Raw genomic sequence first — 15,573 nt, 5'->3', positions numbered from 1 at the left:
GCCCGTGCCTGGGTCCGTGCCTGGGCCCGAACCCGCACTCATGCCCGTGCCCGTACCTGAGCCCGTGCCCGAGCGATCATGCCAAAACGAGTGGCTTCGGCCCAGACCTCCGAGTCGTTCCGGTCACCGTCATCACTGTCTGAAATCAGAGCATTTCAGCTCAGTTCGGGATGGACAACCCAACCGCCCCGGCGCATCACGCCCCGCAGCCGGAAGTCGTCGTCGAGTACGACGAGATCCGCGTCCTTGCCCACCTCGAGCGAGCCCACCCGGTCGGCGATGCCCAGCAGCCGGGCGGGGGTCGCGGACAGCGCCCTTACGGTCTCCTCGACGCTGAGCCCGTCGATCGTGACGGCCCGCTGGAAGGCCCGGTCCAGGGTGAGGGTGGAGCCCGCGATGGAGCCGGCCGTCGGCCCGTCGCTGATCCGCGCGACGCCGTCCTTGACCTCGACCTCCATGGGGCCGAGCGGATAGCGCCCGTCGTTCATGCCCGCCGCGCCCATCGCGTCGGTGATGAAGGCGACCCGGTCCGCGCCCGCCCGGTGGAACGCCAGCTCCAGCATGGCGGGGTGCAGATGGGTGCCGTCGTTGATCAGCTCGATGGTGACCCGCTCGTCCTCCAGCAGCGCGGCGATCGGGCCGGGGGCGCGGTGCAGCAGCGACGGCATCGCGTTGAACAGGTGGGTCGCCACGGTCGCGCCCGACTCGACGGCCTCCCGCGTCGCCTCGTACGTCGAGTCGGTGTGGCCGACGGCCGCGAGGACTCCGCTGTCGGCCAGCAGCCGTACGGACTCCAGCCCGCCCGGCAGTTCGGGGGCGAGGGTCATCATCCGCGCGGTGCCGCGCGCCGCGTCCACCAGTTTGCGCACATCCGCCGGATCGGGCGCGCGCAGCAGCGACGGCTGGTGGGCGCCGCAGCGGTGGGGGGAGATGAACGGCCCCTCGAAGTGGATGCCCGCCAACTCGCCCTGCTCCACCAGCTCCGAGAGGATGGCGGCCTGCCGGGCGAGGTCGTCCAGATCGCCGGTGACGGTGGAGGCGAGCATCGTGGTGGTGCCGTGCAGCCGGTGCGTACGGATGGCGGTCAGCGATTCTTCGGGGGTGCCCGCCGAGAACGAGGCACCGCCGCCGCCGTGCACATGCAGGTCCACGAAGCCGGGGACGATCCAGCGGCCCGGCAGGTCGAGCGCCTCCTCCGCTCCCTCGCCGTGGCCGGACGCGGTATCCGCCGCCGGCCCGGCCGCGGTGATGCGCGTGCCTTCGACCGTCACCCGCCCGTTGTCGACCACGCCTCCCGGCAGGACCACCCGGGCGCCTGTGAGAACCGTTCGCTGGACCATCAGGCGGTTACCTCCGTGGAGAGTCGATCCCAGGCGAGCAGACCCGCGCCCAGGCAGCCGGCGGTGTCCCCGAGGGCCGCCGGGACGATTCGGGGAAGCTGCTGGAAGGTGAGCCGTGCCTCGACCGCGGTGCGCAGCGGTGCGAACAGGGTTTCCCCGGCCTCGGCCAGCCCACCGCCGACGATCAGCACACCGGGGTCCAGCAGGGTGAGGCCGGTCACCAGGCCGTCGGCGAGCGCGCTCACCATCTCCCCCCATACGGCCACGGCCCTCGGGTCGCCGGACCGGACGGCCTTGGCGCAGTCGGCGGCGTCGGCCGCCGGATCGCCGCTCGCAGCGGCCCAGGCGCGGCCCACCGCCGCCGCCGAGGCGAGCGTCTCCAGACAGCCGGACTGACCGCAGCCGCAGGCGGGGCCGCCCGGCCGGACGACGATATGGCCGATCTCGCCGGAGGAACCGTGCGCTCCGGGGTCGATCCGCCCGTCGATGCCGATGGCGCCCGCGATGCCGGTGCCGACGGATACGAACAGGAAGCGCCGCGCGCCCTCGCCCGCTCCTATCCGCCCCTCGGCCAGCCCGCCCATCCGGACGTCGTGCCCGAGCGCGACCGGGATCCCGCCCAGCCGCTCGGTGAGCAGCGCGCGCAGCGGGACGTCGCTCCAGCCGAGGTTGGCGGCGAAGACGGCCACTCCGCGGTCCTCGTCCAGGACCCCGGGCACGCCGACCCCCGCGGCCACCGGGGGCCCGCCGAACCGTCGCTCGCCGATCTCGCGCAGCTCGGCGGCGAAGTCGAGGATCGCGGCGACGACCGCCTCGGGTCCGCGCTCCCGCTCGGTGGGCCTCCTGGCCTCATGGAGGAGTGTGGTGTCCGCCCCGATCAGGGCGGCCTTCATACCGGTGCCGCCCACATCCAGGGCGATGACGTGTTTCACATGGAACAGTCTCGCGCGATCCACCATGAGAGGTCTAGTCCACTCGCCGCTTCTCGTCAGAAGATCACGCCGTTGCCGGTAAGGGAGTTGGTATGAACCTGCTCTTCCGTTTGTGAGTGGGTGACACATCGCACTTTGGCGTGTAACAACCCGCTCACCTGGGCAAGAGCGCCACCGATATCGAAGCGATATGCCCATGGTGTAGACCTTGTGGAGGTTTGCAAGGCAGACTCGCTCGACCTCGGGGGAGGACCCTGGAGGATGAAACAAGCCATAGGGTGGGAAAACAGCGGTGCAGCGGCGACGGTTCTTGGGTTTGACAACGGCGGGTGTCGCGGCGGTGACGACGACACCCGGGCTCACGGCCTGTGGCAGCGACGGCTCCGGCTCGGGCGGTGACGCCACGCTGAAGGTGGTCGCGGCCGACTACGGCGACAGCACCGCCAACAGCTCCCAGAGGTACTGGAACAGGCTGGCCCGGGCCTTCGAGGCCAAGAACAGCGGGATCAAGGTCGACGTCAAGGTCTATAGCTGGACCGAAGTGGACCGGCGCGTCGCCGAGATGGTCAAGAACGGTCAGGCCCCGGACATCGCGCAGATCGGCGCGTACGCCGACTACGCCGCGCAGGGGAAGCTCTACCGCGCCGACGAGATGCTCGCCATCCCCACCCAGGCCGGTTTCATCACCTCGATCGCCCATGCGGGCGAGGTGCGGCGAGTGCAGTACGGGGTGCCGTTCGTGGCCAGCGCGCGGCTGCTCTTCTACAACAAGAAGCTCTTCGACCAGGCCGGTATATCCTCCGCCCCCACGAGCTGGGACGAGCTCAAGGAGGCGGCCGTCCGGCTCAAGGCCGACGGGGTGAAGATCCCGTACGCGCTGCCGCTCGGCCCCGAGGAGTGCCAGGCCGAGACCATGATGTGGATGCTCAGCGGCGGTGGCGGCTACACCGACACCAACGGCAGCTACACCATCGACTCCTCCGCGAACATCAAGACCTTCGAATGGCTGCGGGACGAACTGGTCGGCGCGGACCTCACCGGCCCCGGCTCCCCGGCCCGCACCAACCGGCAGGACGCCTTCGACGCCTTCACCCGCGGCGAGGTCGGCATGCTCAACGGCCACCCGACCCTGATGCAGCAGGCGTCCGGCCACGGCATCAGCTACGGCACCGCGGCCCTGCCCGGCCGCAGGGGCAAGTCCCCGTCGACGATGGGCGTCGCCGACTGGCTGATGGCCTTCAAGCAGAACGGCCACCGTAAGGAGATCGGGAAGTTTCTCGACTTCGTCTACACCGAGAACAACGTGCTGAACTTCGTCACCGAGTACGACCTGCTGCCGGTGACCACCGCCGTCGAGCAGACGATGCTCGGCGACCGTGAGTACAAGCGGCTGTGGCGGTTCCTCGACGAGCTGGAGAGCGCCGAGTTCTACCCGGCCGACAAGACCTCCTGGGCGGAGGTCAGCAAGCTGTTCAAGCAGAAGATCGGCTCGACCGTGGCCAAGGGCGGCGACCCGACGAGCGTGCTGGGCCAGATCCAGCGCGAGGCCGACGCCATGGAGAATGCGGGGGCATGACAGTGGACACGCCCGCCCCCGGCCCTTCCGACGACCCTGCCGACAAGGGCGAGGGCGGGGGCGAGGGCCGGGGCGGGGAGCAGGACGGGGGCCGGGACCAGGTCGAGAGTCCGGCTGAGGGGCAGGACCAGGAACCGGGCCCGGGTGACGGGCTGTCCGACCGCGACGTGGCCGTGCTCGCCGTGGAGCGACGCGGCTGGCCGGGCCCCGGCGCCAAGGAGCGTGCGATACGGGAGCGGCTGGGCATCTCCCCGACCCGCTACTACCAGCTGCTGAACGCGCTGCTGGACGACCCCAGGGCCCTGGAGCACGACCCGGTGACCGTCAACCGGCTGCGGCGGGTCAGGGACGAGCGCCGCGAACGGCGCTGACGTCTATCGGGGGAGGGATGGCCGGGGCGGTTCACCGGCGGGGCGGCTAGGGGCTGTTCACGGGTGGGACGTCCCTGGGCGGTTCACCGGCGGGACCTCCCTGCGCCGTTCACCGGCGGGATGATGCCCGGGGGAAGCCCGTGGTGCCGCCGGGCCCGGTAGGGTCACCGCTATGGGCAGCGCTATGGGCAGTCACCCCCTCCCCGTACCTACCACCGCCGCCGGCCGCGAGGGCCTCGCCGCCCTCCTCGAACGGCCCGGCCGCGCCGTTGTCGGACTCGACTTCGACGGCACCCTCGCCGAGATCGTCCCTGACCCCGACCGGGCCCGCGCCCACCCCGGCGCCGTCCCCGCGCTCTCCCGGCTGGCCCCGTGGCTGCGCTCCGCCGCGGTGATCACCGGCCGTCCGGCCGAGGTCGCCGTCCGGTACGGCGGCTTCGCCGGGGCCGAGGGGCTGCACGGGCTCGTCGTCCTCGGTCTCTATGGCGCCGAGCGCTGGGACGCGGCGAGCGGCGCCGTCCAGGCACCCGAACCGCACCCCGGCGTCGCCGCCGTCCAGGCCGAACTCCCCGTCGTCCTCGATGAGTACGGCGCTTCGCAGGGCACCTGGATCGAGGACAAGGGCCGCGCCGTCGCCGTCCACACCCGCCGTGCCGAGGACCCGCAGGCCACGTTCGAGCTGCTGCGCGCGCCGCTGCACGTCCTGGCCGAGCGCCATGGGCTGATCGTCGAGCCGGGCCGACTGGTGCTGGAGCTGCGGCCCCCGGGCATGGACAAGGGCGTCGCGCTCACGGAGTACGTACGGCGGACGGGCGCGGAAGCCGTGCTCTACGCGGGCGACGACCTGGGCGACCTGGCCGCGTTCGCGGCGGTGGAGCGGCTGCGCGAGGAGGGTGTGCCGGGGGTGCTGGTGTGCAGCGGCAGCACGGAGGTGACCGAACTCGCCAAGCGGGCCGACCTGGTGGTCGACGGCCCGGCGGGCGTGGTGGAGCTGCTGTCGTCCCTGGCCGACGCGGTCAGCGGCGCCAACGCCTCGTAGAGCCCGCCCGGACCGCGCCGGTCACCTCGTAAGTCCGTGGCTCAGAAGCCCGCCGCCACCGCGAAACCCTCGCCCCTACAGCGCCCGCAACTGCGCCAGGAACCATGCCTGGGGCGGCAGCGCGGTCGCGGCGGCGGCGAGTCGCTTCGTACGGTCCGCGCGCTCGCCGTCGCTCATGCGCAGCGCCTCGTCCAGCGCCCGGGCCGTGGCCTCCACGTCGTACGGGTTCACCACCAGCGCGTCGTCGCCCAGCTCGGCGTACGCCCCCGCCTCCCGCGACAGCACCAGGGCGCATCCTCGCTCGGAGACCACCGGGACCTCCTTGGCCACCAGGTTCATCCCGTCCCGGATGGGGTTGACCAGGGCCACGTCCGCCAGTCGGTAGGCCGCGAGCGACCGTGCGAAGTCGTCCTTCACATGCAGGGCGACCGGGGTCCAGCCCTCCGTGCCGTACTCGGCGTTGATCTTGTCCGCGAGCCGCCGCACCCGCTCGGTGTAGTCGCGGTAGACCGCGAGGTCCTGGCGGGAGGGGTAGGCGAAGGCCACATGCACCACGCGCTCCCGCCACTCGGGGTGGGTCTCCAGCAGCCGCCGGTAGGCCAGCAGCCCGCGCACGATGTTCTTGGACAGCTCGGTGCGGTCCACCCGGACGATCGACTTCCGGTCCGGCCCGATCTGCGCCCGCAGACTGGCCAGCCGTTCGTCCACATCCGCCTGCCGCGACCGCTGCCGCAGGAAGTCCGCGTCCGCGCCCAGGCCGTGGACGCCCAGTCGGGTCTCCCGCCCCTCGAAGCGCACGGCCGTCGGCGGGCCGTCGCCGTCTCCGTCACCGTCCCGGACGATCTCCGCGCCCAGCACGGCCGCGCAGCAGTCGGCGAAGGCGCCGGCCCAGCGCTCGGTGAGGAACGCGGCGCGGTCGCCGCCGAGGATGCCGCGCAGCACACCCGCCGCGACGTCGTCCGGCAGCAGCCGGTAGTAGTCCGGCGGGGCCCAGGGGGTGTGCGAGAAGTGACCGATCCGCAGGTCGGGGCGGAGTTCGCGGAGCATCGCGGGCACCAGCGCCAGGTGGTAGTCCTGCACCAGGACGACGGCCTCGTCCACCGCTTCCTCGGCGAGCGCGTCCGCGAAGGCCGCGTTATAGGTCTCGTAAGCCGCCCACTGGTCGGCGAACTCCGCGTCGAAGACCGGCTCGACCGGGGTCTGGTAGAGCAGATGGTGAACGAACCACAGCACCGAATTGGCGATGCCGTTGTACGCGGCGGCGAAGACATCCGGCGCGATGTCGAGCATCCGCACCTGCTGGCCGCCGGTGTCACCGGGGTTCAGATGGCTGTCCCCTGCGCGCCGGGCCGCCTCGCGATCACCCTCCCCGAGCGCCGCGCACACCCACACCGCGTTCGCGTCCGGGCCGATGGCGCTGAGGCCGGAGACCAGCCCGCCACCGCCGCGCCGGGCGGTGAGCGAGCCGTCCTCGCCCAGGCTGTACGAGACCGGACCGCGATTGGACGCGACCAGGATCGGGGCGGTGCGCGGAACTGCCATGTCGCGAGCCTAGCCAGCCGCGGCCCCGCGCAAACGTACGTACGGTTTCTTGCCCCGTAGGAGCCATCGCCTGATACCGGGGCCCGGGGTCATCACGCCGCGCCGCCCGGGTGCGTCACGCCGCGCGCCGCTCCGCGTACTCCGGTATCTCGATCATCGGTGGCCGCTCCTCGGTGTCCACGGCCGTGGTGCGCGGCTCGAAGCCGTTGTCGCCCCGGTCGAACTGGGTCAGCCGCGGACGCACCAAATGGCCCCGGGCCAGCCGCAACTGCGCGGTGCGGTAGATCGCGGCCGCCATCCGGCCGAGTGCCAGCCCGTCCTGGTGGCGGTGTTTGCGCACCCCGATGTCCACCTGGCCGAGCGCGTCGAGACCCACCGTGTGCAGCGCGTCGACCAGCAGCCCCAGCTCGACCCCGTAGCCGACCGGGAAGGGCAGCCGCTCCAGCAGCGTGCGGCGCGCCGCGTACTCACCGCCCAGCGGCTGGACGAATCCGGCCAGCTGGGGCCAGTGCAGATTCAGCAGCGGGCGGGCGACCAGCTCGGTGACCCGGCCGCCCTGGCCCGCCAGCTCCCCGAGCGGGCGGTCGTACATGCCCTTCACGAGCTGCAGCGTGGGGTCGGTCAGCAGCGGACCGACGATCCCCGAGACGAAGCGCGGATCGAATTCCCGCAGGTCGGCGTCGATGAAGCAGATGATGTCGCCGCTCGTGGCCAGCAGGGACCGCCACAGCACCTCGCCCTTGCCGGGCAGCACGGGCAGCCGGGGGAGCAGCGAGTCGCGGGGGACGACGGTGGCGCCCGCCGCCGTGGCGACCTCGGCGGTGCGGTCCGTCGAGCCGGAGTCCAGCACCACCAGCTCGTCCACCAGCGGTGCCGACTCGCCCATCAGCTCCCGGCGGATCGTCGCGGCGATCTCGCCGACCGTGGCCTCCTCGTTCAGGGCGGGCAGGACCACGCTCAGGGTCGTCGCCGAGCCCCGCTTCGCATCCAGCAGGCGGTCCAGCGGCCGGTCGTCGGCCGACCAGGAGCGGTGCTTCAGCCAGCGCTCCACCTCATCCAGCACCTGTGTCTCTCCCTGCCGTGGTCGCTGTGATCCATCTCGCGCATCGGACGGCTAGCTCAACCATCCGGGCCGTCGGTTACAGTCTTGAACAACGCACATGGCCGTCGTATGTCGGGGTCGACCTCGGTGTTTACCGAGGAAGCCCGTGATGATGCCGTGCTGACAAACGCCCGGGTCCGCCCGGTGCCATACCGCTCATCCAGAGGGGCAGAGGGAACGGCCCGTTGAAGCCCCGGCAACCCTCCAGCTGATCTCGCATTCCGCAGCGAGGCTCCCAGCTCGGGAAGGTGCCAATTCCGTCTCGTGGCGAAATGCGTCGCGAGGAAGATGAGGAGAAAGGGCCTCGCCATCCATGGCTGTGCAGTCAGTAGAAAGCTCAACCACTTCCTCCACCTCCGACGCCTCCGGTGCCTTCGGTCCCGCCATCGCATTGTCCTGTCGGGAGTGCGGTGAGCGGTTCGATCTGGGCCCGATCTTCGCGTGTGAGGTCTGTTTCGGGCCGCTCGAGGTCGCGTACGAGCTGCCGGCCGGCGACCCGGAGGAGCTGCGCCGGCGCATCGAAGCCGGTCCGAACAGCATCTGGCGCTATGCCCCGCTGCTGCCCGTCCCGGCAGACGTGGCGGACCTGCCCAGCCTGCACCCCGGTTTCACCCAGCTGGTCAAGGCCGACAACCTCGCCCGTGAGCTCGGCGTCACCGGTGAACTGCACATCAAGGACGACTCCGGGAACCCCACCCATTCCTTCAAGGACCGGGTCGTCGCCATCGCCGTCCAGGCCGCCCGCACCTTCGGCTTCACCACCCTCTCCTGCTCCTCCACCGGCAACCTCGCCGGCGCGGTCGGTGCCGCGGCCGCCCGTGCGGGATTCCGCTCCTGCGTCTTCATCCCGCACGACCTGGAGGCGGGCAAGGTCGTCATGGCCGCGGTCTACGGCGGTGAGCTGGTCGGCATCGAGGGCAACTACGACGACGTCAACCGCTTCTGCAGCGAGCTGATCGGCGACCCGGTGGGCGAGGGCTGGGGCTTCGTCAACGTCAATCTGCGGCCGTACTACGGCGAGGGTTCCAAGACCCTGGCGTACGAGATCTGCGAGCAGCTCGGCTGGCGGCTGCCGGACCAGATCGTCATCCCGATCGCCTCGGGCTCCCAGCTCACCAAGATCGACAAGGGGCTGAAGGAGCTGATCGCGATCGGTCTGGTCGAGGACAAGCCCTACAAGATCTTCGGCGCCCAGGCCGAGGGCTGCTCCCCGGTCTCCGCCGCCTTCAAGGCCGGCCATGACGTCGTCCGGCCGCAGAAGCCGCAGACCATCGCCAAGTCGCTGGCCATCGGCAACCCCGCGGACGGCCCTTACGTCCTGGACATCGCCCGCCGTACGGGCGGCGCGGTGGAGGACGTGAACGACGAGCAGATCGTCGACGCGATCAAGCTGCTCGCCCGCACCGAGGGGATCTTCGCGGAGACCGCGGGCGGGGTGACCGTCGGCGTGACCAAGAAGCTGATCGAGGACGGTCTGCTCGACCCGTCCCTGACGACCGTCGTGCTCAACACCGGCGACGGCCTCAAGACCCTCGACGCGGTGGCCCCCACCACGGGTCCCTCCGCCATCATCCGCCCCACCCTTGACTCGTTCCGAGAGGCTGGTCTCGCATGAGCGTCAACGTCCGAATCCCGACCATCCTGCGCACCTACACCGCCGGTCAGGCCGAGGTCCCCGCCGAGGGCGCGACCCTCGCCGAGGTCCTGGCGGACCTGGAGAAGAACCACCAGGGCATCGCGGCCCGCGTGCTGGACGACACCGGCAAGCTCCGCCGCTTCGTCAACGTCTACGTCAATGACGACGACGTCCGCTTCGCCGATGGCCTGGCCACGGCTACCCCGGACGGTGCCGGGATCTCGATCATCCCGGCGGTCGCGGGCGGCTGCTGACCCCGCGTCCACCCTCCTCACCTTTGGCATCGCCCCGTCCGGGGACAACCGGACGGGGCGATTCCGTGTGTGGAATCGCGATACAGTTGCCCTGATTCCCCGATGGCCCCCGGGCCGGAACCACATATGAGAACTCGTCAAGTTGTGCGTAAAGTGTGAGCGCGAATTGTCGGGTTGGTTCCCTATGTCCCGCCCGGCTTGCCCGAACTTCACATAAATTCTCACTTTTAACCGTTCGGCCGTGCCCAGAATTCTCGTCCGATTGACCTGTTGCAGAGGGCGTTGGGACGGATACATTCAGCGGCGGTCGACGCGTTCCGGCGCACACCCCCCACATCCGGGGGGTGAGGTCTGACCCGGGTCCGCGGAGTGCGGTCCTGCGCAAGGGCCAGCAATAGGGGAGTTAGGAATGGCTCAGGGCACCGTCAAGTGGTTCAACGCGGAGAAGGGGTACGGCTTCATCGCGGTCGACGGTGGTGCGGACGTGTTCGTCCACTACAGCGCGATCCAGATGGACGGGTACCGCACCCTCGAGGAAGGCCAGCGGGTCGAGTTCGAGATCTCGCAGGGTCAGAAGGGCCCGCAGGCCGACATGGTCCGCGTGGCCGTAGGCTGACGCGCCGACGCGACGCAGCTGAACAGTACAGTCCGAAGGGTCCGTGTCCCGGCCAGGGTACGGACCCTTCGGCGTGTCCGCGCTGATCGTTACGGGGTTGATGCAGGGGGCGGATGGCCTCCGGCCGCTTGCGCCCGCCCGTCACCCGGCCGCCACCCCCCAAGGATGGCCTCCGGCCGCTTGCACTCTATAGGTCCGAGTGCTAATCATTGGCGTTAGCACTCTGACGTTGAGAGTGACAGAAGGACCGGGTCGGTGAGGCCCGCCAGGCCATGCGGGGCAAGGAACCGCACGGTAGGCAGGCCGTCCGTCGCGGGCGCCAGCGCGGTCCGGAGCAATCCACCCCGTCTTGGGAGGACCACTTCACATGGCCAAGATCATCGCGTTCGACGAGGAGGCGCGGCGCGGCCTCGAGCGCGGGATGAACCAGCTCGCCGACGCCGTCAAGGTCACCCTCGGCCCCAAGGGCCGTAACGTCGTCCTCGAGAAGAAGTGGGGCGCCCCCACGATCACCAACGATGGTGTTTCCATCGCCAAGGAGATCGAGCTCGAGGACGCGTACGAGAAGATCGGCGCCGAGCTGGTCAAGGAGGTCGCGAAGAAGACGGACGACGTCGCCGGTGACGGCACGACGACCGCGACCGTCCTCGCCCAGGCGCTGGTCAAGGAGGGCCTCCGCAACGTCGCCGCGGGTGCCAACCCGATGGCGCTCAAGCGCGGTATCGAGAAGGCCGTCGAGGCCGTCTCCGCCCAGCTTCTCGAGCAGGCCAAGGACGTGGAGACCAAGGAGCAGATCGCCTCCACCGCCTCCATCTCCGCTGCCGACACCCAGATCGGTGAGCTCATCGCCGAGGCGATGGACAAGGTCGGCAAGGAAGGTGTCATCACCGTCGAGGAGTCGCAGACCTTCGGGCTCGAACTCGAGCTCACCGAGGGCATGCGCTTCGACAAGGGCTACATCTCCCCGTACTTCGCGACGGACATGGAGCGTATGGAGTCGTCGCTCGACGACCCGTACATCCTGATCGTCAACTCCAAGATCAGCAGCGTGAAGGACCTCCTCCCGCTGCTCGAGAAGGTCATGCAGTCGGGCAAGCCGCTGCTGATCATCGCCGAGGACGTCGAGGGCGAGGCCCTGGCCACCCTGGTCGTCAACAAGATCCGTGGCACCTTCAAGTCCGTCGCCGTCAAGGCCCCGGGCTTCGGTGACCGCCGTAAGGCCATGCTCGGTGACATCGCCATCCTTACCGGTGGCACCGTCATCTCCGAGGAGGTCGGCCTCAAGCTGGAGAACGCCGGGCTGGACCTGCTCGGCCGCGCCCGTAAGGTCACCGTCACCAAGGACGAGACCACCATCGTGGACGGCGCCGGCGACACCGACCAGGTGCAGGGCCGCGTCAACCAGATCCGAGCCGAGATCGAGTCCTCGGACTCGGACTACGACCGCGAGAAGCTGCAGGAGCGCCTGGCGAAGCTGGCCGGCGGCGTGGCCGTCATCAAGGCCGGTGCCGCCACCGAGGTCGAGCTCAAGGAGCGCAAGCACCGCATCGAGGACGCGGTGCGCAACGCCAAGGCGGCCGTCGAGGAGGGCATCGTCGCCGGTGGTGGCGTGGCCCTGCTGCAGACCGTCTCGGTCTTCGAGAAGCTGGAGCTCGAGGGCGACGAGGCCACCGGTGCCCAGGCCGTGCGCCTGGCCCTGGAGGCCCCGCTGAAGCAGATCGCGGTCAACGCCGGTCTCGAGGGCGGCGTCGTGGTCGAGAAGGTGCGCAACCTGACCCCGGGCCACGGCCTCAACGCCGCGACCGGTGAGTACGTCGACCTGATCGCCGAGGGCATCATCGACCCGGCCAAGGTCACGCGCTCCGCGCTGCAGAACGCCGCGTCGATCGCCGCGCTGTTCCTCACCACCGAGGCCGTCATCGCCGACAAGCCGGAGAAGGCCGCCCCGGCGGGCGCTCCGGGCGGCATGCCGGGCGGTGACATGGACTTCTGATCGACTCGGCGCGTTCGTTCGCCGGTCGGTCGTACCGTCCAAGACGTCGGGGCGGCACCCTCTCCCAGGGGTGCCGCCCCGACGGCGTTTTTTGGGGGGCGGGTGGATCCGCGGCCCGGCGTATCCGCGGCCCGGCGTATCCGGGGCTTACTCCTCAGCCGCATCGAGGGCGGCGCGCAGATGGCCGTGCGCCTCGGCGAGCAGCTTCTCGGCGGTCGAGGCGTCCACCTCGCCCAGGATGGTGAGGATCGCGTTCTTCACCTCGCCGTCCGTGGCCGCCAGCGCGCTTTCGATCCGCTGGTCGGAGGCGCCGGTCGCCAGGAAGACGATCCTCCGGGAGCGGGCGCGCAGCTTGTCGTTGGAGGCGCGCACATCGACCATCAGATTTCCGAAGGTCTTGCCCAACCGGATCATGGTGATGGTCGAGATCATGTTGAGCACCAGCTTCTGGGCCGTGCCCGCCTTGAGCCGCGTCGAGCCGGTGAGCAGCTCCGGCCCCACGACGATCTCGATGCCGTGGTCGGCCGCGGCGGCGAGCGCCGAGTCGGCGTTGCAGGACAGTCCGACGGTGAGCGCGCCGAGCCGTCGGCCGTGTTCGACCGCGCCCACGGCGTACGGGGTGCGGCCGGAGGCCGAGACGCCGACCACCGTGTCGTCGGGGCCGATCCCGAGCAGGTCGAGGTCGCGGGCGGCCAGCTCCGCGCTGTCCTCCGCGCCCTCGACCGAGGTCACCACGGCGTCCGGGCCGCCCGCGATCACCCCGACGACCTGCTCGGGCCGGGTGTTGAAGGTGGGCGGGCATTCGCTCGCGTCGAGCACCCCGAGCCGTCCGGCGGTGCCCGCGCCCGTATAGAGGAGACGGCCGCCACGGGACATCCGCGCGGCGATGGCGTCGATGGCGGCGGCGATACGGGGAAGCTGGCGGGCGACGGCGGCGGGGACGCCGGCGTCCTCCGCGTTCATGATCCGGGCGATCTCGAGGGTTTCGAGGCGGTCGATCTCGGCGAGTTCGGGGCGGAACGCCTCGGTGGTGAGGGTGTCGAGCTGGGCGCGGAGCCGTGTGGAGTCCTGGTCGGCTGCGGAGTCGGCGGAAGTCATGGTGAAGCGGCTCTTTCCGGTACGTCGGGGCGGGGGTGGGGGGTGAAGAGGCGGAGAGGGGTGGGGTCGGGCCGGGGGTGGCCCGAGGGCGGAACCTCGGGCGGGACCGGCCCGGCTCAGCGATGCCCGGGGCGCGGGTCGTGGCGGTGCGCGAGGGCCTCGTACGACGCGGAGAGGGCGGGCGCCGCCGATTCGTACGTCCGCTGGGCGACCCCTATGAACAGGCAGTCCACCACCAGGAGCTGGCTGGTGCGGCTGGACATGGCCGCCGGGCGCAGCTCGCTCTCACGGGCGGTGGAGGTGGTGAGCACCAGGTCCGCGTACTGCGCGACCTCGCCGTCCGGCCGTCCGGTGATCGCGACAGTGGTCGCGCCGCGCTCGAAGGCCACCCGCAGCGGCTCGATGACGTCCGTCGTACGCCCGGAATGGGTGATCGCGATGGCGACGTCGCCGGAGTGCAGCTGGACCGCGTTGGTGACCGCGAGGTGCGGATCGGCGTGGGCGTGGGCTATCAGCCCGATGCGCAGCAGCTTCTGGACCAGGTCCTGCCCGACGAGGCTGGACGCCCCCACCCCGTACACATCGATCCGGCGCGCCGTGGCCAGCGCCGAGACGGCGGCCTCGACCTGGCTGGTGTCCAGGACGGCGGCGGTGTCGGCCAGACACTGCTGCTCCTCCCGCGCCAGCTTGGTGACCACGTCGGCGATCGGATCGTCGACCGCGATGTCCGCGGTGACGGCCGGGGCCCGCCCGGCGGCCTGGTGTGCGGCGAGCGCGGCGAGCGCGATGCGCAGATCGCGATATCCGGGGTAGCCGAGCAGTCGGGAGGTGCGGACGACGGTGGCCTCGCTGGTGCCGGTTCGCTCGGCGAGCCCGGTGACGGTGAGCGCCGCGCATCCGGCCGGATCCCCGGCCACGGCCTCGGCCACGCGCTGCATGGAGCGGGTCATGGAGGGGCCTAACGTGCGGACCTTCGCGGCGAGGGCGGCCGGAGGGGGCGGGGTGGGGTCGGATTGCGGTGGTGGCATGAAAGTTTCCTTCAGGTCGCTGCTCATCCGCGAAAACTATTTCCGGCCACGGGGCCCGTCAACCCTCCGGGCGGCGGTGCGGCGGTGCGAGAGGACCGAGGATGAAGCAAACAGGCGCCAGGAGGAAGCAAAGGTGACAATGGAACCCATGAAGCTCGAACACGCACTGCACGCGGCCCGCGCCCTCGTCCTGGCCGACCTCGCGGCGGGCGAGGTCGCCCGGGCCGATATCGTCTCGCTGGTCGAAGACGCGATCGCGCACCGGCGGTGGTGGGTCGAGCAGTGGCCGGAAGGCATCGAGTACGTGGCCGGTCTGGTCGCCCAGGACGTCCAGGACGCCCTGCTGGAACGGTACGGCCGATGGCCGCTGTGCCCCGTCTGCACCCAGGGCGGCGACCTCCACGCCCTCGACGTGGAGCCCGAGTTGGGCCCCAACCCGCACTGGGTCTGCGGCAAGACGGCGGTCGCGGTGGCGCCCGTGGGATCGCTGGGCACCACCCTCTGATGGCCGTACTGATCGACCCGCCCTCGTGGCCGGGCCACGGCCGCCTGTGGTCCCACCTGGTCAGCGATGTCTCCTACACCGAACTCCACGCCTTCGCCGCCCGCATCGGCGCCCCGCCCCGAGGCTTCGACCGCGACCACTACGACCTGCCGAGCGAGTTGTACGCGAAGGCGGTACGGGCGGGCGCGGAGGAGGTGGGCAGCAAGGAACTTCTCCGCCGCCTGAAGGCCGCGGGCCTCCGCCGCCCCAAACGGGCCGCGAACGCGGACTGACCGGTGCGGGCGGGCCTGCGGCCCGCCCTGCCGACCGGCCGGGCGGAGTGGCCGCCACGCCCCCGCCGTGCGTAGGTCCGCGCGCTGCCGCGATGCCGCTCGTGCCCCCGAGCGGCTGAGGGCGGCCGTGCCGCGGGCGGCATGGCGGGCATCAAGCTCGGCTCCGGCGCCAAGGTGAGCGCCCCGCGGGGGCGGTGTGGCCACCGTGCCTGAGGAAACCGGGGAAGACAGGGAGGTGAGCGCCCCGCGCGGGCGGTGTGGCCGCGCCC

15 protein-coding genes and 1 riboswitch are annotated in these 15,573 nt (G+C 71.0%); of the genes, 9 read left to right on the top strand and 6 right to left on the bottom strand.

Translation table 11 applies throughout. The annotated features are described in order from the left end of the window. Positions 1-155 precede the first annotated feature (155 nt). Together nagA and CGL27_RS22220 are read right to left on the bottom strand one after the other, a co-directional pair. Entirely contained in the window at positions 156-1,340 is a 1,185-nt protein-coding gene (gene nagA, locus CGL27_RS22225) for an N-acetylglucosamine-6-phosphate deacetylase (protein ID WP_119989544.1), read from the bottom strand. Beyond that, positions 1,340-2,272 (bottom strand): ROK family protein, encoded by a 933-nt coding sequence (locus CGL27_RS22220; RefSeq protein WP_119994497.1) that lies wholly within the window; start codon positions 2,270-2,272, stop codon positions 1,340-1,342. The genes nagA and CGL27_RS22220 overlap by 1 nt, the downstream gene beginning before the upstream one ends. A 292-nt stretch (positions 2,273-2,564) precedes the next feature. Here CGL27_RS22220 and CGL27_RS22215 point away from each other — a divergent pair, with 292 nt between their 5' ends. From CGL27_RS22215 to otsB, 3 genes are all read left to right on the top strand, one after another. Further along, on the top strand, positions 2,565-3,848 hold the full coding sequence (locus CGL27_RS22215; RefSeq protein ID WP_119989542.1) for an extracellular solute-binding protein: 1,284 nt from the start codon (positions 2,565-2,567) through the stop codon (positions 3,846-3,848). Between the two features lie 152 nt (positions 3,849-4,000). Continuing rightward, entirely contained in the window at positions 4,001-4,219 is a 219-nt protein-coding gene (locus CGL27_RS22210; RefSeq protein WP_078647486.1) for a DUF3263 domain-containing protein, read from the top strand. A gap of 184 nt (positions 4,220-4,403) precedes the next feature. Then, a complete protein-coding gene (otsB, locus tag CGL27_RS22205) occupies positions 4,404-5,258 on the top strand; it encodes a trehalose-phosphatase (RefSeq protein ID WP_119989541.1) in 855 nt (284 codons plus the stop codon). Positions 5,259-5,333: 75 nt separating this feature from the next. On the opposite strand, the gene CGL27_RS22200 is transcribed toward otsB, so the two are convergent. Continuing rightward, entirely contained in the window at positions 5,334-6,800 is a 1,467-nt protein-coding gene (locus tag CGL27_RS22200) for a trehalose-6-phosphate synthase (RefSeq protein WP_119989539.1), read from the bottom strand. A gap of 115 nt (positions 6,801-6,915) precedes the next feature. After that, positions 6,916-7,863 (bottom strand): glucosyl-3-phosphoglycerate synthase, encoded by a 948-nt coding sequence (locus CGL27_RS22195; RefSeq protein ID WP_078642096.1) that lies wholly within the window; start codon positions 7,861-7,863, stop codon positions 6,916-6,918. 192 nt (positions 7,864-8,055) lie between these two features. Next, positions 8,056-8,197: riboswitch (SAM riboswitch) on the top strand. Between the two features lie 18 nt (positions 8,198-8,215). Between CGL27_RS22195 and thrC the strand changes: the two genes are divergently transcribed. The 4 genes from thrC to groL all read left to right on the top strand — a co-directional run bounded on the left by thrC (position 8,216) and on the right by groL (position 12,401). After that, on the top strand, positions 8,216-9,517 hold the full coding sequence (thrC, locus tag CGL27_RS22190) for a threonine synthase (protein ID WP_119989537.1): 1,302 nt from the start codon (positions 8,216-8,218) through the stop codon (positions 9,515-9,517). Further along, positions 9,514-9,792, top strand: a complete 279-nt coding sequence (locus tag CGL27_RS22185; protein ID WP_059142722.1) for a MoaD/ThiS family protein — start codon at positions 9,514-9,516, stop codon at positions 9,790-9,792. The genes thrC and CGL27_RS22185 overlap by 4 nt, the downstream gene beginning before the upstream one ends. A gap of 409 nt (positions 9,793-10,201) precedes the next feature. Then, the gene (locus CGL27_RS22180) at positions 10,202-10,408 is read left to right on the top strand and encodes a cold-shock protein (RefSeq protein WP_009716982.1); all 207 of its coding nucleotides are present in this window, start codon (positions 10,202-10,204) and stop codon (positions 10,406-10,408) included. A 367-nt stretch (positions 10,409-10,775) separates the two neighbouring features. Continuing rightward, positions 10,776-12,401, top strand: a complete 1,626-nt coding sequence (groL, locus tag CGL27_RS22175; RefSeq protein WP_059142721.1) for a chaperonin GroEL — start codon at positions 10,776-10,778, stop codon at positions 12,399-12,401. A gap of 147 nt (positions 12,402-12,548) precedes the next feature. Here groL and murQ read toward each other — a convergent pair whose 3' ends face one another. Beyond that, positions 12,549-13,499, bottom strand: coding sequence for an N-acetylmuramic acid 6-phosphate etherase (murQ, locus tag CGL27_RS22170; protein ID WP_119989535.1), 951 nt, complete (start codon positions 13,497-13,499; stop codon positions 12,549-12,551). 116 nt (positions 13,500-13,615) lie between these two features. After that, entirely contained in the window at positions 13,616-14,554 is a 939-nt protein-coding gene (locus CGL27_RS22165; protein WP_078642093.1) for a MurR/RpiR family transcriptional regulator, read from the bottom strand. Positions 14,555-14,666: 112 nt separating this feature from the next. Between CGL27_RS22165 and CGL27_RS22160 the strand changes: the two genes are divergently transcribed. Together CGL27_RS22160 and CGL27_RS22155 are read left to right on the top strand one after the other, a co-directional pair. Then, positions 14,667-15,032: a hypothetical protein gene (locus CGL27_RS22160; protein ID WP_043237407.1), complete on the top strand. Its 366-nt coding sequence runs from the start codon at positions 14,667-14,669 to the stop codon at positions 15,030-15,032. After that, on the top strand, positions 15,032-15,304 hold the full coding sequence (locus tag CGL27_RS22155; protein ID WP_119989533.1) for a DUF4031 domain-containing protein: 273 nt from the start codon (positions 15,032-15,034) through the stop codon (positions 15,302-15,304). Before CGL27_RS22160 ends, CGL27_RS22155 begins: the two co-directional genes overlap by 1 nt. Positions 15,305-15,573: the final 269 nt, after the last annotated feature.

This window comes from Streptomyces sp. 11-1-2 (assembly GCF_003595545.1).
In the GTDB taxonomy this organism is placed as follows: domain Bacteria; phylum Actinomycetota; class Actinomycetes; order Streptomycetales; family Streptomycetaceae; genus Streptomyces; species Streptomyces hygroscopicus_B.
The sequence above is the reverse complement of the archived record's forward strand: the minus strand, read 5'-3'. Positions and strand labels throughout refer to the sequence as shown.